Annotated in this window: 17 protein-coding genes; 15 read left to right on the top strand and 2 right to left on the bottom strand. The window is 59.9% G+C overall.

The window, feature by feature from the left end; all coding sequences use genetic code 11:
• Positions 1-213: 213 nt before the first annotated feature.
• From VJ923_RS01760 to VJ923_RS01750, 3 genes are all read left to right on the top strand, one after another.
• Positions 214-1,896: a molybdopterin-dependent oxidoreductase gene (locus VJ923_RS01760; RefSeq protein WP_326437903.1), complete on the top strand. Its 1,683-nt coding sequence runs from the start codon at positions 214-216 to the stop codon at positions 1,894-1,896.
• Positions 1,897-1,925: 29 nt separating this feature from the next.
• Positions 1,926-2,435 carry a hypothetical protein gene (locus tag VJ923_RS01755; protein ID WP_326437901.1) on the top strand — a complete coding sequence of 170 codons (510 nt, stop codon included), beginning with the start codon at positions 1,926-1,928 and terminating at the stop codon, positions 2,433-2,435.
• Between the two features lie 147 nt (positions 2,436-2,582).
• On the top strand, positions 2,583-3,455 hold the full coding sequence (locus tag VJ923_RS01750; RefSeq protein WP_326437899.1) for a LysR family transcriptional regulator: 873 nt from the start codon (positions 2,583-2,585) through the stop codon (positions 3,453-3,455).
• A 301-nt stretch (positions 3,456-3,756) separates the two neighbouring features.
• Here the strand turns inward: VJ923_RS01750 and VJ923_RS01745 are convergent, their stop codons facing one another.
• Positions 3,757-5,004: a RidA family protein gene (locus tag VJ923_RS01745; RefSeq protein WP_326437897.1), complete on the bottom strand. Its 1,248-nt coding sequence runs from the start codon at positions 5,002-5,004 to the stop codon at positions 3,757-3,759.
• Positions 5,005-5,289: 285 nt separating this feature from the next.
• On the opposite strand from VJ923_RS01745, the gene VJ923_RS01740 reads away from it, so the two are divergent.
• From VJ923_RS01740 to VJ923_RS01705, 8 genes are all read left to right on the top strand, one after another.
• A complete protein-coding gene (locus VJ923_RS01740; protein ID WP_326437895.1) occupies positions 5,290-6,102 on the top strand; it encodes an MBL fold metallo-hydrolase in 813 nt (270 codons plus the stop codon).
• 174 nt (positions 6,103-6,276) lie between these two features.
• Complete coding sequence (locus tag VJ923_RS01735; protein WP_326437893.1) at positions 6,277-7,191, top strand: MerR family transcriptional regulator; 915 nt, start codon at positions 6,277-6,279, stop codon at positions 7,189-7,191.
• A gap of 232 nt (positions 7,192-7,423) precedes the next feature.
• Positions 7,424-8,128: a 4Fe-4S dicluster domain-containing protein gene (locus VJ923_RS01730; protein WP_326437891.1), complete on the top strand. Its 705-nt coding sequence runs from the start codon at positions 7,424-7,426 to the stop codon at positions 8,126-8,128.
• Positions 8,128-9,027: an NrfD/PsrC family molybdoenzyme membrane anchor subunit gene (nrfD, locus tag VJ923_RS01725; protein WP_326437889.1), complete on the top strand. Its 900-nt coding sequence runs from the start codon at positions 8,128-8,130 to the stop codon at positions 9,025-9,027. Before VJ923_RS01730 ends, nrfD begins: the two co-directional genes overlap by 1 nt.
• Positions 9,028-9,068: 41 nt before the next feature.
• Positions 9,069-10,547, top strand: coding sequence for a molybdopterin-dependent oxidoreductase (locus VJ923_RS01720; RefSeq protein WP_326437887.1), 1,479 nt, complete (start codon positions 9,069-9,071; stop codon positions 10,545-10,547).
• Positions 10,548-10,559: 12 nt separating this feature from the next.
• Positions 10,560-11,366: a molybdopterin-dependent oxidoreductase gene (locus tag VJ923_RS01715; RefSeq protein WP_326437885.1), complete on the top strand. Its 807-nt coding sequence runs from the start codon at positions 10,560-10,562 to the stop codon at positions 11,364-11,366.
• Between the two features lie 244 nt (positions 11,367-11,610).
• Positions 11,611-11,751, top strand: a complete 141-nt coding sequence (locus VJ923_RS01710) for a hypothetical protein (protein ID WP_326437883.1) — start codon at positions 11,611-11,613, stop codon at positions 11,749-11,751.
• On the top strand, positions 11,748-12,497 hold the full coding sequence (locus VJ923_RS01705) for a DUF3800 domain-containing protein (RefSeq protein WP_326437881.1): 750 nt from the start codon (positions 11,748-11,750) through the stop codon (positions 12,495-12,497). The genes VJ923_RS01710 and VJ923_RS01705 overlap by 4 nt, the downstream gene beginning before the upstream one ends.
• A gap of 302 nt (positions 12,498-12,799) precedes the next feature.
• Here the strand turns inward: VJ923_RS01705 and VJ923_RS01700 are convergent, their stop codons facing one another.
• Positions 12,800-13,234 (bottom strand): FKBP-type peptidyl-prolyl cis-trans isomerase, encoded by a 435-nt coding sequence (locus VJ923_RS01700; protein WP_326437879.1) that lies wholly within the window; start codon positions 13,232-13,234, stop codon positions 12,800-12,802.
• A gap of 652 nt (positions 13,235-13,886) precedes the next feature.
• Here VJ923_RS01700 and VJ923_RS01695 point away from each other — a divergent pair.
• From VJ923_RS01695 to VJ923_RS01680, 4 genes are all read left to right on the top strand, one after another.
• Positions 13,887-15,284 carry an MFS transporter gene (locus VJ923_RS01695; RefSeq protein WP_326437877.1) on the top strand — a complete coding sequence of 466 codons (1,398 nt, stop codon included), beginning with the start codon at positions 13,887-13,889 and terminating at the stop codon, positions 15,282-15,284.
• Positions 15,285-15,349: 65 nt separating this feature from the next.
• Positions 15,350-17,626 (top strand): molybdopterin-containing oxidoreductase family protein, encoded by a 2,277-nt coding sequence (locus VJ923_RS01690; protein WP_326437875.1) that lies wholly within the window; start codon positions 15,350-15,352, stop codon positions 17,624-17,626.
• Complete coding sequence (locus tag VJ923_RS01685) at positions 17,619-17,951, top strand: oxidoreductase (protein ID WP_326437873.1); 333 nt, start codon at positions 17,619-17,621, stop codon at positions 17,949-17,951. The genes VJ923_RS01690 and VJ923_RS01685 overlap by 8 nt, the downstream gene beginning before the upstream one ends.
• Positions 17,952-18,377: 426 nt before the next feature.
• Positions 18,378-19,793 (top strand): helix-turn-helix transcriptional regulator, encoded by a 1,416-nt coding sequence (locus VJ923_RS01680; protein WP_326437871.1) that lies wholly within the window; start codon positions 18,378-18,380, stop codon positions 19,791-19,793.
• Positions 19,794-19,837 lie beyond the last annotated feature (44 nt).

The following is a 19,837-nucleotide window of genomic DNA, read 5'->3' as shown; positions in this document are numbered from 1 at the left end:
GAAACGTCTCCTGTGAGGGGTGCATACCCCTCACAGAGGTTGATGATCTGAAATATCCAGACAGATGGCACGTTTTTAAAATGAAACATAAGGATCAGCGGCTTCTTATGCCCATGAAGGGGGGTGCGGACCACGGACCGGAGCGGTGGAGAGAACCGCCTCGGTGCCACAGGCAAGCCACTGGGAAACGGAAACGTTAAGGAGGAGAGTTTCATGACGCAACACAGTGAGGCACCGAAACAGCGTAAGGCGCTAGCCTCGCGCAAGCAGCGCCTCGGCGCTCTCGTGCTCGGCTTCGTGATGGCTTTGGGGCTGGTGAGCTTTGTCGCTTGCGCACCGCAGTCGTCAACGGGCGAGAACTTGCCGAGTACGGCCGCCGAGGAGCCCTCGATGGACTTCCGCCACTACGGCGGATCGGCCGAGGGCTACGAGTACATGAACACCACCGATGCGGTGGAGGAGTATTCCAAGCATCTGAAAGACTGGACGCTCAACGACAATTTAACCGATCTGATTCCCGTGGTTGTCACTCTTGAGGACGGCACGCAGATTCAGAAGGTGCCGAGCGATTTCAGCAATCGCTTCGCTCAGCCGGATTTCCGCAACGGTACCGAGGTGCACAACATCGAGGGCTTCAACAACCTTATGTTCAATGCGGACAATCGTGGCTGCACGAGCAGCTGCCATAGCTTGGAAGAGGCTATGGCCAACGAATCGTGGTATCACTTCAGTGCGTTCTTGACGGGCTACAACACCGAGCAGACGGTCCAGACGTGCAAGGGCTGCCACAGCGAAGAGCACGAGGTTGGCAGCGTTCCCTTCAAAGATGCTATGCATACGCTGCACTACTCTAACGCGGCCTTCAACGCCATGGAAGGCGATTGCCAATCCTGCCACTATATCGACTGGGGCGGCGAGTATAAGCTATGGGACGAGGTCAAGTATGATTTGTTCACTGGTGTGACCGACGTGCCGGCTGATACGGCTGCGGCCGAGTTCTCCTTCGACCAGACCACCATTACCGACCGCGATGATCTTTGGTTCAAGACCTCGCGTCTGGCTCAGAAGGACATGCCCACCGATGCCGATGTGAGCCAAGAGGATCAGGATAACTGGGTCATCAAGGTTGACGGCGATGTCGATCAGCCCTTTGAGATGACCCTGAAAGAAATGACCGAACAATTCGGCACCAAGACCGAGGTCTTCGCCACGGCCTGCACCGAGACCGGCGTCGCTGCCGGCACGGTTGGTAACGTAGAAGTCGAGGGCATTCCGCTGAGCGCCATCATTGAGTACGCAAAACCGCAGGCCGGAGCTGACGCTGTCGTGTTCGCGGGCGTCGATACGTACGCGAACAACTGGGGCCCCTCTCTCGAGGACGTCCTGAAATACGACGGTGTTTTGGTCACGAAGATGAACGGCGATATCCTCTATGCCGAGCAGGGCTATCCTGTGCGCTACATGTCCCAATGCATTAGCGCCGGCAACGCTATCAAGCAAGTGCAGGAGATTCACATTGTTAACACGCAAAAGGAGAATTCCGAGTACGCGATTTTCGGCACCTATGGCGTGTACAAGCCGCTGTCCGGCGTGCTGTCCGCCTATGACGGACAGATCTTCCCGGCGGGCCAGCCTATTCACCTGGAAGGCTACTCCTATGCTTTCGACGAGCCCATCAGCAAGGTGGAGTTCTCCTTCGATGGCGGGGAGACCTGGAAGACCTACGAAACACCGAACACTGAACCTGGTCCGTGGGTGTACTGGAAGCTCGATTTGAGCAACGAGTTCACCGAGAAGGGCGCATATCTGGTGAAGGTGAAGGCAACGAGCCTGCAGGCCGATGGCACCGAGACGCCTGCGCCTGCTGTGACCAACTTCCTGGTCAACGTCCGATAAGCCAACCTGGTTCACTGAAGGAGACGATGATGGAAAAGACAGTAGATGCCCGCCGTGCTGGCGCAACGCTGCTTGCCGGAGCCATGGTTCTCACCGGCGCCGGAGCCGGGCTTGCGACTCTCGCTGGCGAAGGAGTCGCCTATGGCGCCCCGATCAACGCGACCGAAGAGGCCGTCGAGATCGGCGGGGCCTCTGCGGACGCAGCGCAGCGCGAGGTGGTCGGCGAGTTCGCCTACACCCAAGATGCCGTTAGCTCCACGACGGAGATTTCAAGCGTGTTCAACAAGGCGGCGGCTGTGCTTTGCGCGAAAATGCCCGAGTATACCGCCGATGCCCTTTCGAACAACGTCAAGCTGGTGAGCCCGGCGGCCGTTATGGACGTGGCGCTTGACGCGGTAGAAGGCGACGAGGATGCTCCGGTGCTGCGCTTGGGCTGCGCCTGCTCCAGCAACGTTGCTGGCGGCGGCGCCATTATGAATGCCGATATCAGCGGCGTACCCCTGTCAGTTCTCTCCGATGTTGTGTGGGCGGTGCGCTAGCGCCCGCTCTGCCGAAGACGTTAAACTGACATAGTGCGAACGCGGACGGCGCTTGCAGGATTCCCTCCCACCTGCGAGCGCCGCTCCGCTTTGCTGCGCAACGGCTCCCGTTGCGCTTTGGCGGTTTGAGACTCTGGAGGGAATCTCATGCTGAACCTCATACACTTGCAGTCCTTCCTCGTCGTCGCCGAGGAGCAAAGCATTACCAGAGCGTCGAAGAAGCTGTTCATGAACCCCTCCTCGCTTCAGCAGCAGATGAATCTGTTCGAGGCGGAGCTGGGGTTCAAAGTGCTGGAACGCTCGCGTCGCGGCTGCTCTCTTACGGCGGCAGGTGCGGTTATCGCCAAGCAGGGTGCACGGCTGCTCGGTGATGTGGACGAGATGCTTGATGCCGCCGCCGAGGTAGCTGGGAACAGCGAGCAGACCATCACCATCGCCCTTGCGGCCCCCTTCAACGCGCAGGTGCTCATCGATGCTTTCAAGGAGCGCTACTCCTATGTGCGCTTCAAGCATGTGCCCTATGCCTATTCCGATAGAGACGAAATGATGGCCTCATTGGCCGAGGGGAAAGTCGATATCGTGGAGTACGGCTATATTAGCCAAGTTGAGGGAAGAGGGGTAAGCTTTCAGGAGTATGACCGCGACAAGATGTGCCTTGCATGCTCAACATCCCACCTGCTCTCGCAGCTCGAAGAAATCCCTTTCGAGGCGCTGGAGGGGCTGACGATTTACGCTTGCAAGAACGGCAGCGACATCAATCGGGTTATCGCTGAGTATATCGATCGCCATGGGCTGAAGGTCAATTTCCAAAAAACGCTTTACAGTCCCGAGCGGGTAATGGATATCTGCGAGCAAGGAGATGCGTTCTTGCTCGCAGAAGATCAAGCGGGAATGTTCAAGCACCTGCATATCATGCCACTCATTCCCGAGTTCTACTATCGTCACAGTTTTGCCTATGCAGACGACTGCCGCCCCGTTGTGGCGGAGTTCGTAGAATTCGTTCGCGAAGGGCTTCGGTAAGCCCAGGCGATAGGCGGATTGAGCGAGCTCGCGGGGGCTTGACCGAGAAACAGTAAACGACAGTAAAACTTTTGGAAAACAGTAAACGACAGTAAAAACTCCGTGAGTTCTTTCCCGCTTCGATCTGGACTAGCGGTGCTTCTGCCGTCTTTTGCGCTGACGGCCTTATTTGCAGAAAAGGTGAATGGGAAGACCTCGAGAAGAGACGATGAAAACGAGCCCCGGCGATGAGGCGCCGGGGCTCGGATGGGGGCGGCCCGATCGGAAGGCCGCAGGTAAGAGAGAAGAGAGTGGGTTGGCGTTAGGCGATGGGCGGGGTTCCCTCCCAGTTGCCGGCGATGGCGTCAATCATGACGCGGGCGCCGCCGGGAAGGGTGCCGGTGCCCACAAGGCGGCGGGCCGGCGTTCCCTCGGGGAAGAAGCGCAGGTAAGCCTCGTTCATGGCGTCGGCATCGGCCAGGTCGGCCAGATACACGTTCACCTTCACGATGTCGGCGAGGGAGTGATCCACCGACTCGATGATGGCCTTGATGGCGGACAGGCACTGCTCGGTCTGGCCGGCCGCATCGGCGCTTGTGTCGGTGGGCAGCTGGCCGGAGATGTTGTTGTAGTGCGAGAAGGCCACGGTCTGAGTGGACAGCGGGCAGATGGGCGCCGCGTCGGTATTGTTGGCCTCGATGATAAGGCCGTGACGGTCCTCGATGGCCTGGGGCGGGGTGCCGTCGCCATGGGAGACCACGGCCTCGATGGCCACATCGCAGTGCAGCGGCAGATCGGCCACGGGCACCACGGTGCGAGCCGGCAGGTAGTTCACCGCGCGAGCGATGCCGGAGTCGGGGAAGAAGGTCTTGTACACTTCGTTAACGGCGTCCATGTCGGCCAGATCGCGCACGAGCACGGTCGCCTTCACGACGTCGTCCAGCGGCACGTCGATGCTTTCCAAGATAGCCTTCACGTTGCGCAGGCACTGGGCGGTCTGCGCGGCCACATCGCCCAGAATGGGACGGCCGCTCTTCGGGTCCAGCGGCAGCTGCAGCGAGATGTTGTTGTAGTGCGAGAAAGCCACGGACTGGGTGGACATGATGTCGTAAGGCGCCGCGTGGGTGTTGTTGGTCAGCTTCAGCAGATCGCCGGCCTGGGGCACGGACTGGGTGCCCTCGCCGTTGTCGACGAGTGCCTCAACCATGACGAGTGCACCCTGGGGCAGGTCGTTCACGGCCATGACGGTGCGGGCGGGCAGGTAGGTGGGGAAGAAGCCCATCTGCACCTTGTCCACCGCGTTCACGTCCATGATGTCGCGCACGAACACCGTGAGGCGGATGATGTCGTTCAGGTCGTGGTTGATAGAGGCAAGAATAGCCTCGATGTTCTTGAAGCACTGCTCAGCCTGTGCGGCCACGTCGCCCTCGACGATGGCGCCAGTGGCCTGGTCGATGGGAAGCTGGGCCGAGAGGTTGTTGTAGTGGCTGAAGGCCACGGTCTGGGAATACAGCTTGCTTACAGGTGCATTCTCGGTATTGCGTGCCACCACTACGTTCGGATCGCTCATGGTTACCCCCTTGCAGGTAAGAATCGGATAGCGATTTGTGCAAGTGCATTAAACTTTGAGAAACGGGTGATTGTCAAGGGATTTTCACTACTATCCCCGTGTCAATAGAGCGCGGTTGCGAGCTTCATGAATGCCAACTTCCCTGAAATCACAGGTCATAGACTCAAAATTATGCATGTGAGCAAAAAGTAACAACATGAAAAAATTTTGCGGGAACCATGGCGCGCGGCTCGCTCGATGCGCCCTGCGGTAGGATGGCGAAACGATTTTTTGCGAGGAGCGCCCATGATTCGACTGCACATACTGGCCAGCGGAAGCGGCGGCAATGCCGCCATCGTGGAGAACGGAACGACCGGGGAGGGCGTGCTCATCGATTGCGGCATCTGCAAGCGCGACTTCTTCGCTCGCGCTGAGGAGGCCGGATTCGACCTGGCCGGCCTGCGCGCCGTCGTAGTGACCCACGATCACGGCGACCATACTAAGGGTCTCGGTGTGGTCATGCGGGGTCTGGCAAAGGCGGGCGTGGTGCCGACGGTGCGCACAAGCGCGGCCATCTTCGCCGCCTCGGCCCCGCTGCGCGATGCGGTGGCCAGCGTGGATGCGCCGTTTGCTCCTTTTGCGGCGGGGGACGTGCTTGAGCTGGTCGGGCTGGCCGTGCGCCCTTTCCGAACCTCCCACGATGCCGCCGAGTCCTACGGCTTTCGCTTCGATGAACTTGAGGGCGGAGAAAGCGACTCCCTCGGTTACGTGACCGACACCGGCATCATGACGGAGGAGGCGCGCGACGCGCTGGCGGGCGTGCGCCTGCTGGCGCTGGAGAGCAATCACGACGCTCGCATGCTGGAGGCGGGCCCGTACCCCTACGCCATCAAGCAGCGCATCGCCTCCGAGCGCGGGCATCTTTCCAACGCCCAGGCGGCAGAGGTCCTCGGCCGCCTTGCCCACAACGACCTGCGCCATGTGGCGGCCATGCACGTCTCCCAGGAGAACAATACCTACCGCCTGCCTCGCGAAGTCTTCGAAGCCGTTATCGCCGAGCGGGGCCTTGCGACCACCGTCTCCGTCGCCTTCCAAAACCGCCTTGTGACCATCGAGTGACGCGAGCGGGATATTTCGTTTCTCAACATAGTGCAAAAGGAAGCGGCGTTTGATGAGGACCAAGATTAGATAAATGAGCAAAATGAATTCAGCTTATGGTAATTCCGCGAGGTGCTGTGCGAGGTGCACCGTTACAATGGGGGCACGGGAAAGCCAGGTGCAAAGGGGGTTGCCTTGGGCGAGTTGACCATAGGCCAGATGGCTCGATTGAATGGGGTAAGCGAGAAGACGCTGCGCTTTTACCAGGAGCTCGGCTTGCTTGCGCCGAGCCGCGTCGATGCGCATACGGGCTATCGATACTACCGCCTTGATCAGTGCCTGGTTATCGATATGATTCAACGACTGCAGCAACTGGGCTTCACGCTGAGGGAGATCGCCGATATCGCGGCTAGCGAGAACGTGGAGGCGCTGGCCGCCGCCCTTGACGAGCGGCGCGCAGCCTATGACGAGCAGCGCCGCGATATAGAGCGGCGCATGGACCTCATCGATGCGCTGAGCAACAATTGCCGCCTGTTCCTCAGTCATCCCGTGCTGTTCAGGCCCATGTTCGTGCAGCGCCCGCCGCTGTCGGTTCTTGCGCTGCCCAGCGAGGCCTATGGCGCCGAGAGCGAGGTCGTGCACGATGATGTCAGCGTTCAGAACTGGGGGCTGGCCACGCGGTTCTTGAAGAAGGCCTTGGCTGACCGAGGATGGCCCGATGCGCTTTTCCGTGATGTGGGCATCGTCATACCTGAGACTGATGGAGAATACGATAAGGCAAATTGCATGCTGGCGGTCGTGGCTGAGGACGTTCCCGAAGATGCGCGGCCTTTCGTGAGGCGGTACCCTGAAGGGCCGTGCGTCATGATGTATTACTCCCAACGGTTCTATCTCGACGACCAGTCGCCCATCGCGCTGTCCCCGAACGAAGATCCCGATATGGTCCTCGTTCGGATGCTTGGCGAATATGCGGAAGCAGCGGGAACCTCGCTCAAGGGCGATTACATCTGCGAGACGCTCATCGATTCGCTCTCGTCTCTGTTCGAAACGGGCGAAGAGCTGTATCGCGTGAGCATTCCCGTAGAAGATCGCGGGGGAATCTCCTGGTAGAAGCCAATTCCGCCGGTGCTTTAGCCAACCTTGTCCTATAGGGGAAGGTTGCACGAATCCTTTTGTCATCCTTGCGGAAAATGGCCGCCTTTCGCTGTCGCGCCCCTTGCATTTTGAACCTAATTCGAAGAAAAATCCTTCGATTCCTTCTTGACTCTTCCCTGCGCGGAAACCTCTATGGTCGATTCGCTGCCCGTAGAGGCAGGAGAGTTGAGGAGGAAAGGAGGGGAATATGAGAGAGAAGAGCCTGTGGACGCGACGCGGTGTCATGCAGGGCGCGGCTGCCCTGGCAGCCACGGCCGGATTGGGAATGACCGGTTGCGCCATGGAGCAAGCCTTAGCCAGCGGCGCTGAGCCGACCGGCGACGCCCCGACAGCGCAGGAGCCAGAGCGCGACGTGCGCTACGGCATGCTCATCGATGCGCGCAAATGCGTTGGGTGCGATGCGTGCTTAAGGGCGTGCCACCGTCAGAATCGCTTGCCCGAAGGCGTTGACTTCATTCATTTCCCAGAGTTGAAAAGCGGAATGGCGCCCTATGTGTCGACTCAAGTCGTGCCGGTTCAGTGTGCTCACTGCGACGATGCGCCTTGCGCCACGGTGTGCCCGACGGGAGCTACGCATAAGGGCGAAGGCGGTATCGTGGAAGTGGACGAGAACCGCTGCATTGGGTGCAAGTACTGCATGGCGGCCTGCCCCTATCAGGCCCGCGTTGCCAACCCAGAGACGGGCACCGTCGACAAGTGCCGGTTCTGCGCCTCGAAGGTGGGCACCGATGACGAGCTGCGCATCTCTTGCGTGGAGGCCTGCATCAACCACGCGCGCATCTTCGGCGACTTGAATGATCCCGACAGCGAAGTGTCGAAGGCCATCCGCACGCATCACGCGCAGCCTCTTCTGGGCGACCTGACCCAGGCGAAGACCTTCTATGTGAGGTGATGGGCGTGGAATTCGAACCTGTTTGGGACTCCATTATCGCGTGGTATTTGTTCCTGGCCGGCTTGGGCGGCGGCGCGTTCGCTTCGGCAGCCTTCCTGCGCTGGAAGCATCCAGAGGCGCGCTTCATGCGCCGTGCGGGGCACTTGATTGCGCCAGTCGTGGTGATTGTGGGCCTTTTGCTGCTCATCGTCGACGCCAAGGGCGGCCTTTACAATCCATGGCGATTCGTCTTCTTGCTGACGAACTTCAACTCGGTGATGACCTGGGGCGTGGTGTTTCTAAGCGTCTTTACAATCGTGTCGCTCATCGCCGTTCTCATGGATTTCCTGAAGAAGGAGATGCCGTGCTGGCTCGAGATCGTCGGTGTCGTGTTCGCCGTGGCGGTGGCTATGTACACCGGAGCGCTTCTGGGCGTGTGCAAGCCCTTCCCGCTGTGGAACAGCGCGCTTCTGCCGGTGCTGTTCTTGGTGTCTGCCTTCTCAACGGGCGCGGCGTTGGTGCTTGCCGTCGGTGCGCTGTTTGCGGGTAAGGAGTTCGATGAGGTGGGCCTGTTCAAGAAAGCGCATTTCTGCCTGCCCTTGATAGAGATCGTCCTCGTGGCGCTTCTGTTGTTCGTAACGAGCTCGACCTCGCTTGCGGGGTGGAACTCGGTGGCGTCTCTCGTCTCGGGAGAGTGGGCCTTGCAGTTTTGGCTTGTCTTTGTGGTTTTGGGTCTGGTCCTTCCCAGCATCATCGACGGCATCTTGCTGTTCGCAGTGTCGCCGCAGGTCGAGGAAAGTCGCGGTGCGCATGGCTTGTCGGCCCTCGTTGGCATGGGCGTGCTCGTCGGCGGCTATTTCCTGCGCTACCTCATCGTTGTCGCGGCTCTGCCTATTACGGTCGTTGCGGCGGCCCTCTAGCGCCTGAAGGACTATCAGGTTTTTTGAAAGGAGATTCGGCTATGAAGCCTAAGAACAATCGCAGAATCCTGTGGGGCGTTGTCCTCGCCAGCGTCTGCGCCGGCGCCCTCGCCTGCGGGTGCGCCGCTCAAACCGAGGACGAGGGGACTCTGATGGAGACCTACGAGCCCAAGCTTGTCATTCGCGAGGACGGCGTGGAGATCCAGCGCACGCCGAGCGAGAACCTGTCGGCCTCGGAAGAGGGCGATGGCGTGTATCACAAGCCCGTGCGCAACGTCCCGAAGAACACGTTCTACCTGAAAGCGGACGACCGCGGCTGCAACGCGTGCCACGAGGATCTGCTCGACACGGTTTCCACCACTGAGTACAACCACCCGAAGCTGACCAACGATATCGGCACCGAGACGACGGTCCAGCAGTGCATCACCTGCCACACCGAAGGGCAGGTGACCATCGCCAACTCGTTCGGCGGCATCGTCCACGGCATTCACTCCGAGGTGGAGGACGCCGATTGCTGGAGCTGCCACTACGCTTCAGAGGATGGCAACGATATGCAGCTGTGGGACAACGTGAAGCACCAGGTCATGCACGGTATCCACACCTCGGACACCGTTGAGGGGACCTTCAACTTCAATCAGGATCGCATCGTTTCCCAAGATCAGCTTCCCAACATCAACTGGCAGGGCTATGAGAACGACTACCTGCGCAACGAGAAGACCGAAAGCGGTGCCCCGCTTGATCAGGATATGCTGGATAACTGGACCATTACGGTGACCGGCATGGTGGACAACGAGATGACGTTCTCTCTCAAGGACCTCATCGAGAACGCGGAGTCCGTCACAACCACCATGGTTGAGGCCTGCGTCGAGATCGGCGATGGCAACAACCTGATCGGCCAGGCCGAGGTCACAGGCATTCCGCTGAGCGCCTTGCTGGAGAAAGCCGGCGTGCAGCCGGAGGGCGGCACCGTTATGGTGAACTCTTCCGACGGATTCAACGGCGCTTTCGACATCAATCTCATGAAGACCCACGAGCCCTTGCTGGTCTATCAGATCAACGGCGAGCCCATCCAGTGGCAGCACGGCTATCCGGTGCAGCTGTGGCTTCCCGGCGGCAACGCGACTACCTTCGTGAAGCAGGTCTCGAACATCGAGATCGCCCCGGCGGAGGTGCTCGAGTCCTACCCGCCGTTCTACCTCATCGACTTCTGCAAGCCCGTGGTCGGCTTCACCAACCTCGATGAGGGCCAGGTGCTCAAGAAGGGCGAGCCCTTCACAGTCGAGGGCTACGCCTATGCATTCAGCCAGCCGGTGAAGGCCATGGAGTTCTCTCTTGACGGCGGCGAGACCTGGACTCGCTGCGACACCCCCGACACGGTAACCGATAAGTGGGTGAACTGGGCGCTGACCATTACGCCGCAAGAGGAGCACGCCTACGTGCTGCGCGTCCGTTGCGTGGCGGCCAACGATATGGTCAACGAGGATGTTGTCGAGAAGATGTTCAACGTCAAGGCGAAATAGAGGAGAGAGACGATGAAGAATACAGGCAAGAAGGTCGTGAGCCTTGTCGCTGCCTCGTCCATGGTGATGGGTGCGGTGGGCGCCACGCAGGCGCTGGCTGCCGAGACGGAAACGCTCGTAAGCGCCGCTCCGGTTTCGGCCGAAAGCGACTACATTCAAAGCACACGGGTCAGCGCCGAGGCGGTCGAGGGCAGCTTCACGTTCACCCAAGGCGTAACGGCGGCCAACGAAGTGATGTCCGACGTGTTCCGCAAAGCATCGGCATATCTGTGCGGTTCGTCTTTTGCTCCGCTTGCCCAGGCGGGCTCTGCCATGGGCGACGGAACGGTTGCCGTGAAAGGCGCGGTTGACCAGCAGCTGTCAGTGAACTTGGAGGAGCGCGCCGAAAAGGACGGCGTTACCAAGGTGATGGGATGCTCGTGCTCTGGGGACGGAATCGGTGGATCGTCCCACGGCAACGCCGAGGTGACCGGTGTGCTGTTGCGTACGCTTCTCGACGAAGCGGGCGTGCAGCCGGGTGTGAACACCATCGTGTTCGAAGCTTCCGATGGCTACGAGGTCGCGCTTCCCCTCACCTATGTCATACAGCGTTACAGCATGCTCGTTACGCAAGTCGGCGGCGAGCCGGTCGCCGACGTCATGGGCGGCGCAAATCAGCTGTGGCTCGGGTCGACGGCGGCAAACAGCTATGTGCGCGACGTGCGGTCCATCACTTTGGAGTCGCGCGAGGTAGCGCCGCAGGCCCCTGGCATGACAAGCTGGAACGATGAGGGATCCGCAACGCCCCACATCAGCGTATCGGAGGGCGCCAGCATCTAAGCGAGACATCTCCTTTCCCTCAAGGGGCGGCAGGCTCTCAAGGCCCGCCGCCCCTTTGTTTTGCATGCTGAAAACGGGCCCGTGTCCTTGCGTCATCAAGCAGCGCATCGCCCCCGAGCGCGGTCTTGCGATCACGGCCTTCGTCGCCTTCCAAAATCGTCGCGTGACTATTGGGCGACGTGAACGGGATATTTCGTTTCCGTGATATGATGCAGAAGAAAGCGAGCGATTGAAGGGGGCGCCCATGGCGTGCGCTGCAGCGACTCTCAGCATGGAGGATATTCGTGCCACGATGTTTCCATTGTTGACCAATGTCTTTGAATTATCCGAACTCGACGCCGGTCCGTTTCGCGATACCGTCCTGCGAGAGGCGGTCGCGCTATGAGGGACGACGCCTATCGCCTTCCCTGCATTTCGGAGGTGGGCCATCAGCTTCCGGACGTTACCGACGAAAGGAAGATTGGCGAAGCAAGAGCGCCAGGGCGTCAGGCGACCGAGATGGCGAGCTATGCCTACCTCGATGAAGCTGGCGATCTTAATTTCAAGGAAAACGGAAGCAAATGCTTCATCATGACTTGCGTCCACTGCGAGCGTCCGTTCAAGGCGTGCCATGAGCTGCTCGATTTACGGTACGACATGCTTGAGAGCGGAGATCTCGCGGGCTACTTCCATGCAAGCGAAGATCGCACTGTTGTCAGAGAGAAAGTGTTTGGGGTCATCCTCGACCATCTGTCTGAATTTCGCGTATGGTCGGCGATTATCGACAAGGCGACCCTCGATCCCGATGTGACTCCTCGGGAAGTTTACCAACTTGCGTTCGGAACTCTGTTTGCCTCGCCGACCAAGGAAGGCGGGCGAGGCCACCATCTTATCCTGACCGACGACCTCCCAAAAGCCGCGCGAAAAGGCGACATCAAGGGAGCATTGAAGGGTATCGTGAAGAGGTGGTCAGGGGAGAATTCCCGCTACCGGCTTATCCATCAGCGCTCGGAAGGCGATTTCAATCTGCAAATCGCCGACTACTTCTGTTGGGCGCTCTATCGCAAGGAAGAACGCGGGGATGAGTACTGGTTTTCCAGATTGTCCGAGGCCTGGGAACAGAGAATTGTCGTTGCTGCAGACAAAAAATGACCCCCCAGCCTATCCGTTGCCGGAAGAACCCACATGCGGTTCGTATCGGGAGGGGGGAACGTTTGATGAGAGTATATCGCAAATAGTCAGTTTTGGCTAGCAGTTGAGGGACGGGACGGCCGTGTAGATGGCTCGAATGCGATCGAACGCGGTGCCCCCTAATCCCCCTTCGTCGCCTTCCAAAACCGTCGCGTGACTATCGAATGATGCGACGGTCGCGCAACATGGGGGAGAGCAAAAAACAAGTGGGCGCCGGGAGAAGCGGCGCCCACTGCGAACCGGAAAGGTCTGATTGGCGAGGGCTAGCGGAGCACCTCTAGGAGCTTGACTTCATAGACGAGGTCTTTGCCCGCCAGCGGATGGTTGAGGTCGACTTGCAGCGAGTAGTCGTTGCGGTCGATGATTTTCGCCGGTCGGCCTTTGGTCTCGCCGGGCGCTCGCCACATGACGCTGTCCCCGGCGGCGAGGTCCTTCGAGCCCGCTATCTGGACGGCGGGAATGATCTTTACCCGTCGCTCATCATGAGGGCCGTAGGCATCTTCGCAGGCTATCTCGATGGTGCGCGTCTCTCCGGGTTGCATTTCAGCGAGAGCCTCTTCAATGGGCTTCATGACAAAAGCGCTGCCGATGATGACTTCGTAAGGGTCGTTGTCGTCGCGTCGATCGAAAACCTCTCCGCCTTTGATGCGCCCCTCGTAGGAAATGGCCACCTTGTGCCGAGATGCGTCTTTGACCATGGTTGCCTCCTTGTTTTGGCTCTGACGTAGACTCCTGCAAACGAGCTATTTCTGGGGGTCGGGCGCGCTCGGGGCGCCAGGTGCTGCAGGGGCGCCAGGAGCCGAGGGGGCTCCGGGGGCTGCAGGGGCGCCAGGGGCAGAGGGGGCTCCGGGGGCTGCAGGAGCCCCCGGAGCGCCGCCGCCGGGCTGAGTCGCCGGAAGCTCGGCTCCGCAGGCCTCGCACACGGTGGCGAGGGAGGGGTTCTCGGCGTTGCACTTGGGGCAAACTTTGGGGACAGAAACCTGGGTTGGTCTAAAGCACATGATTCCTCCTCGGTCGATGGCTCGAACGTGCGCGTTCGATAAGCTCTTCCAACCATCGCCTTTTCTTTGCTGCCCGTAAACGGCCGAAAGTGATGAAAACGGCCTTTGCGGCCCGGCAAAAAAGCATTCATCAGTTTTTGACTAATCGTTTCATATGTTTCGGCGGTATCGCTCGCAGCGCCTTCCCCTGTAAAACAAAGGGCAACGTTCCATTGCTTCGGCTTGATCCGAGGTCAGTCGTCGCCGAAAACGACTGCCGCCTTCAGAGGAGGAAGGAGGATGCAGGGCGCGCGATGGGGTCATCGCGATGGAATAGAAACATCAACTCGTTAAAGAAAGGGGGAGTGTGATGTCCGAAGGTTCCCAAGTGCCGGAGAAGCGCACTTCCGGTCGCTCGCTCGGTTGGGCCGTGTTCTTCGCCGAGTTCTTCCTGTGCTGCGGCATGGCGACGTACTTCTACGCCAACTACATCATGACCGACATCATTCATCTGCCGGTCGACCAGGTATCGGGCATTATGGCCGTTGGAAGCATCGTGGCTGTCGTGCTCATCTTCATCGAGGGATTTCTGGTCACCAACACGAGGACCAAATTCGGTCAGTACCGTCCCTGGATCGTCGGCTCCTATTTCGTGTTGGTAGCCGCCATCTTCATCCTGATGTTCCTCGATGGCGATTCCATGCTGGTGGTTGCGCTCTGCTTCGTGCTCTACTCGCTGGCAGCATTCGCCGCAGTGGCGCCGGCGTCGCCGAAGTACACGCTGTTCGCCAACATTTCCGGAAGCGACAACGATCTGCGCAACTTGCTCAACGCCCGTATGTGGGGCGGCAACAGCGTATCGAACTTCATTGTGTCCGCCATTCTGTTCCCCATGATCGCGCTGCTCTCCATCAGCGGCTCGGAGATCTGGGGTTGGCGCATCACGCAGATTATCATGATCGTGGCTACCACCATCGGCGTCATCATCATCTGCAAGATCAGCGCCCCCTATGACCAGTGCAGTGCCGCGAACGGCGCCCCGGAGGTAGAGGAAGAGCACGTTTCCGCAGGCGAGATGATCAAGGCCGTGGTTACCAACCGCCCGGCTCTGGCCATCACCTTGGCGGACTTCTTCCGCTATGCCGGCGTCAACGTGTTCTCGCTGCTGACGATCTATCAGTGCGCCTATGTCATCGGCGACATGGTGCTGACTTCCACGGTCATGGCGGCTTATTCGCTGGCGACCATTATCGGCTCGTTCGCTTCCACGGGAATCACGAAGCTGTTCGGTGGCCGCAAGCGCATGTCCATTATCGTGAGCTTGATTGCCGGCGTCGCTTTCGTCCTCGTGGGATTTTTCGGCCAGTCCTCCGTGTGGCTGATCGCCCTTATTGCCATCGCCGGCTTCTTCAATTCTCCCATCGATAGCGTCGGCGTGGTCATGTACATGGATGCCGGCGAGTACTGGATTGCCAAGACGGGCAAGGACACTCGCCCCTTCATCATGAACATGCAGCCTCTGGTCATTCAGGCAGCGACCGCGGTGGCCTCGGTCATCATGGGCGTCGCCCTTACAACCTCGGGCTTTATAGCCGGAGAAGCGCTCACGGCTGCGGGAGCTCAGACACTGACCATGTGGCTCGGCATGGCCACGGGCGCCGGCTTCATTCTCTTTGCGCTCTGTCTCATCCTCATCCACAACATCTCCGATAAGAAGATGGAGGAGTACATGAGGCTGAACGCCGAGAACGGCCTGACGCTGGAGTAGCCCCGTACATCTGGGATTTGCGGTCACGAGAAGAGGGCCGTGAACGATAAAACTAGGAGGAGAATATGGAGTTCAAGAACGATCTTGGAAAACCGTGGCGCTGGGAGGAGGATGGTCTTACCGTCACGCGTTCCTGCGCGTGGTCTGCTCCGGGATGTCATCCGGTTGGCTGCGGCTTGAAGTACTATGTCGATAAGGAGGGCAAGCTGGTCAAGGTCGAAGGCGATGAGAACCATCCTGTCACCAAAGGCCGCCTGTGCATCCGCTGCCTTACTCTGAAGGACGTCATCTATCATCCCGATCGCGTGCTGTACCCCATGAAGCGCGACCCGAAAGATCGCGGCAATGCCGATGCGTGGGAACGCATCAGCTGGGACGAGGCCTATGAACTCATCGAGAGCGAGTACCATCGCATTGTGGACGAGTACGGCCCCAACGCCATCTGCTGCTGGTGCGGCACCGGCCGTCAGGGCGGTATCATGCACCCTTATCCCGCTGCCGTGTTCGGCACCAACAATGCTGTGGACTGCCTGTCCGGTGCGGCCTGCTACTCGCCGCGCAACATCGAGTGCTTCGCCATGCTCGGCGGATGGTACCCCGAGGTGGACATGGCCGCTCAGTTCAAGGATACCTACGATGATCCGCGCTACAAGGTTCCCGAGTGCATTCTTTTGTGGGGCAAGGCGCCCTTGGCCTCCAACGGCGACGGCCTTTGGGGTCACGGCCTCATTGAGCTAATGAAGCGCGGCACCAAGCTCGTTGTGGTTGACCCGCGCGTTACCTGGCTTGCCAACAAGGCCGAGTACCACCTGCAGATCTGGCCCGGCACGGATACCGCCCTGGCCATGGCCATGAACCATGTGATGATCAGCGAGGGTCTCTACGACAAGGAATTCGTCGATCAGTGGACCTGGGGCTTCGAGCAGTTCGCCGAGCGTGTGGCTACCATGCCGCCCGAGCGCGCCGCCGAAATCTGCGGCATTACCGCCGAGGAGATCTACGAGGCCACGCGCTTCTACGCCAAGGCGAATCCTTCGGCCGTCATGTGGGGTCTCGGCTGCGATCAGCAGGAGAACGCCTGTCAGCTCGGCCAGGCCATGATCGGCCTCATGTCGCTCACGGGCTTCCTGGATGCCCCGGGCGGAACCACGGTTGGCGGCGCCGAGGGCTACGGCAACATCAACTTCGGCACCGACAAGATCTCCGAAGAGGTCAAGATGATGACCATCGGCCTTGACCAGTACCCGTGCTACTGCGAGTTCTTCCAGTACGGCGAGAGCTCCAATGCCCTGAAGGCCATGGAGACCGGCGAGCCCTACCCCATCAAGATGTCCATGTTCACCGGCAACAACATGATGGTCTGCAACGGAGCCGAGCCCAAGCGCTGGCACGACGCCCTGCTGGGCCTCGAGTTCAATATTGGCCTCGACCTGTGGATGACCCCCTCCATTCAGGCTTCCTGCGACGTTATGCTCCCGCTGTCCACCTTCGTGGAGCAGGACGGCGGCGTCACCCCGTACTACGGCGGCACCAACGTCTACACCGGCGCTCTCAACAAGGCCATCAGCGTGGGCGAGTGCAAGAGCGACCTTGAGATCACCCTCGAGCTGGGACGTCGCATCCATCCCGAGTGGTTCGAGGAGATTCCCGACCTGAACACCTGGATCAACGAGATCGAGTGGGCCCAGAAGTACGATTTCAAGAACATCAGCGAAGAGGTCGTCCACCAGCATGGCGACGATATCTTCAGCTACTACAAGTACAAGACCGGCAGGCAGCGCGAGGACGGCCAGATCGGCTTCGAGACCCAGTCCGGCCGCGTGGAGCTCTACACGACGCTGTTCGAGTACTACGGTGAGGATCCGCTGCCGCACTACGATCCGTCCAACCGCTCTCACGAGGTGCTCGTCGACCTCAAGGACAAGTACCCCCTCAAGCTGACGACCGGCGCCCGCAACTACGCGTACTTCCACTCCGAGGGTCGACAGATCCCGTATCTGCGCGAGACCCATCCCGATCCGATCGTGCGCATCCATCCCGAGGATGCCGCGGCCCGCGACATCCACGACGGCGAGTGGGTCGTCATTGAGAACGAGATCGGCAAATGCCAGATGCGCGCCGAGGTGACGCCCATTGTGAAGAAGGGCATGGCCCAGGCCGACCACGGCTGGTGGTTCCCCGAGATGGACGGCAACGAGCCCACGCTCTACGGCGCCTGGAAGAGCAACATCAACCTGCTGCTTCCCACGGGTCCGAAGTACATCGGCAAGCTGGGCCTGGGTGCTCCCTACAAGTGCAACATCTGCGAAATCACGAAAGGCGAGGTAGGTATCAATGCGTAACGGACTCCTGATTGATTACGAATGGTGCACCCATTGCCACTCCTGTGAGGTGGCCTGCAAAGAGGAGCACGGCATTCCGGTGGGCCAGTGGGGCATCCATCTGCACGACGAGGGCCCCTGGGAGAAAGACGACGGGAAGATGAACTGGTTCACGGTGCCCGTCCCCACCGACCTGTGCGATTTGTGCGAATCGCGCGTATCCGAGGGCCGAGAGCCAACCTGCGTTCATCACTGCCTGGCCTCCTGCATGAAGTTCGGCCCTGTGGACGAGCTGGCCAAGGAGCTTGAGAAAAAGCCCCGTCAGGTTCTTTTCGTTCCTCGGTAGGATGAGCGGCAAAGTCATACATTTTGCGTGACGATTGGCGCGCGGCCCTGCGATAGACTTGCAGAGTCGCGCGCCTGCTGCTGTTTCATGAAAGGAAGCAACATGGGGCGTTGTTGGGGCGGTTGTCGCGGATGCGGCCAGTGCAAGTGCTCGCAGCTGAGGGTAAGGCGCTGTCCGCATTGTCGAGAGCCGCTTGAAAGGGACTTTCACGGAAAGCTCTGCCCTCATTGCGGGGCCGTGCTCCCCCCGCCTCCGGGGGTTGCCGACTCGTCGGCTTCCCGCGAGGAAGAAGGCTGAGGCGGGCTGCAGGCGAAGGTCTTTGCGAGGCGGGGGATTGGCTCCTGCCTCGCTTTGTGTTTGAGCGACGGATAGACGGGGCGAGCAAGAATGGCTGGAGAAATGCTTCGAAGCGGGCGAACGCGATTTTTGGCAGCGCTGGTGGTGATGTTCGTCTGCCTGCTGATCATCAACGACTTGATTACCACCGGTTCGTTTGCAAATGTCGACGCGCTTGGCGTGGGGGAGCGCGTCCCGTGGCTGGAGTCGTCCCCCTTCCTTTTCCCGACGCTCATAGACGGCATCGTCGCGTTGGTGCTGTGCTGTTTTTCGAGCACCCTGCCGGTGTCTTGCGCAAACGGCCCCCTGCGCACCGTGGCCCTGGGCGCGTTCGTTCTCGGCTTCTTCATCGTGTCTGTGCCGGTCGAGGCTGCGGTGCTTTCGACGCCGGCGGTGTATTTGGCGGGTGTATCCTGCATCGTGTTTTGCCAGACGGTGCTCTTCATCGGGCTCATGGAGCTTCTTTCGACGCTGCCGTTGGCGCTCATAAAGCGCATCGCGTTGGCGGCTATGGCCATCCATGTCGTCGTTATGCTGGCCATTGGCTCGTTGGAGTTCAACCAGGGGGGATGGGTCATTGCTGCGCTCGTGCTCGTCGTCGTGCTGTGCTGGCGCTATGCCTGGACTAGGAGGGGCACGTTCGCCGCCGAGGACAGCTTGGGAATCGTGAGTCTCAAGGGGTCCAGCGTGCTTGTCGTCGCGCTCGGCTTTGCCGTCATCGTGGTGGCCGTTACGTTTCTCTCCCCGGATGCCGCTTCGGTGGAGCAGGGTCTCGACTACTATTACAGCAGCCTGCTGCTCACGCGCGTTCCCAGCATCGTCATCATCGCCTTGCTGCTTTTGGTGGTAGATGACGACGACTACACCGTTGGCATGAAGCTGGTCGAGACGGTGGCCTTGGTGGCCTTCATCCTCTATGGCACAAGTCACGCCTCCCTGTCGCGTCTGGTTTCGTTGTTCGCCTACACGCTGCTCGATATGATTCCCCTTATCGCCGTGCTTGAGTTGTCGACTCGGGTGGATGTCAAGCCCGTGCGCCTGCTGTGCGGCTTTCTCGCGGTGTTCGGGATAGCCCAGGCCGTCGGTATCGCGCTGAGCCTGCTGGCTTCGAATCTGCCTTCGAGCGCTGCGGGAGAGCGCGGGGGGTATGTCGGCGAGCTGCTCGCCATGGCCGTTGTGGCGGTCTCGCTGTGGGTTTTGAGCACGCGGCACATGGGCCTGTTCTTCTGGGGGGATATGGGTCATCGGAGGAGCCAGGATCTCTCGGAGTGCTCCGCTGGCCTGTCGTCGGCAGACATCGTGTCCGAGCGCTACGGGCTATCGCAGCGCGAGGCCGACGTGCTCGTCTTTCTGGCGCAGGGCCGGAGCGCCGCCTTCATTGCCGAGGAGATGTTTCTCAGTCCCAGTACGGTTCGCAGCCATATCCAGCGTATCTATATGAAATGCGGTGTCCATTCGAAACAAGATCTGCTCTCGCTGATTCAGGCGGCTTCCGAAGAGGGGTAGCCGCAAAGGATGTGTGGGCGAGGTGATAGATGGGCGGGTGCGTT

This window comes from Adlercreutzia shanghongiae, from assembly GCF_035830635.1.
Lineage (GTDB): Bacteria > Actinomycetota > Coriobacteriia > Coriobacteriales > Eggerthellaceae > Adlercreutzia > Adlercreutzia shanghongiae.
The sequence above is the reverse complement of the archived record's forward strand: the minus strand, read 5'-3'. Positions and strand labels throughout refer to the sequence as shown.

Bases quoted from the DNA above. Each gene is read 5' to 3' on its own strand.
- VJ923_RS01760 (WP_326437903.1), top strand. From the start codon at position 214: ATGACGCAACACAGTGAGGCACCGAAACAGCGTAAGGCGCTAGCCTCG.
- VJ923_RS01755 (WP_326437901.1), top strand. From the start codon at position 1,926: ATGGAAAAGACAGTAGATGCCCGCCGTGCTGGCGCAACGCTGCTTGCC.
- VJ923_RS01750 (WP_326437899.1), top strand. From the start codon at position 2,583: ATGCTGAACCTCATACACTTGCAGTCCTTCCTCGTCGTCGCCGAGGAG.
- VJ923_RS01745 (WP_326437897.1), bottom strand. From the start codon at position 5,004: ATGAGCGATCCGAACGTAGTGGTGGCACGCAATACCGAGAATGCACCT.
- VJ923_RS01740 (WP_326437895.1), top strand. From the start codon at position 5,290: ATGATTCGACTGCACATACTGGCCAGCGGAAGCGGCGGCAATGCCGCC.
- VJ923_RS01730 (WP_326437891.1), top strand. From the start codon at position 7,424: ATGAGAGAGAAGAGCCTGTGGACGCGACGCGGTGTCATGCAGGGCGCG.
- nrfD (WP_326437889.1), top strand. From the start codon at position 8,128: ATGGGCGTGGAATTCGAACCTGTTTGGGACTCCATTATCGCGTGGTAT.
- VJ923_RS01720 (WP_326437887.1), top strand. From the start codon at position 9,069: ATGAAGCCTAAGAACAATCGCAGAATCCTGTGGGGCGTTGTCCTCGCC.
- VJ923_RS01715 (WP_326437885.1), top strand. From the start codon at position 10,560: ATGAAGAATACAGGCAAGAAGGTCGTGAGCCTTGTCGCTGCCTCGTCC.
- VJ923_RS01710 (WP_326437883.1), top strand. From the start codon at position 11,611: ATGGCGTGCGCTGCAGCGACTCTCAGCATGGAGGATATTCGTGCCACG.
- VJ923_RS01705 (WP_326437881.1), top strand. From the start codon at position 11,748: ATGAGGGACGACGCCTATCGCCTTCCCTGCATTTCGGAGGTGGGCCAT.
- VJ923_RS01700 (WP_326437879.1), bottom strand. From the start codon at position 13,234: ATGGTCAAAGACGCATCTCGGCACAAGGTGGCCATTTCCTACGAGGGG.
- VJ923_RS01695 (WP_326437877.1), top strand. From the start codon at position 13,887: ATGTCCGAAGGTTCCCAAGTGCCGGAGAAGCGCACTTCCGGTCGCTCG.
- VJ923_RS01690 (WP_326437875.1), top strand. From the start codon at position 15,350: ATGGAGTTCAAGAACGATCTTGGAAAACCGTGGCGCTGGGAGGAGGAT.
- VJ923_RS01685 (WP_326437873.1), top strand. From the start codon at position 17,619: ATGCGTAACGGACTCCTGATTGATTACGAATGGTGCACCCATTGCCAC.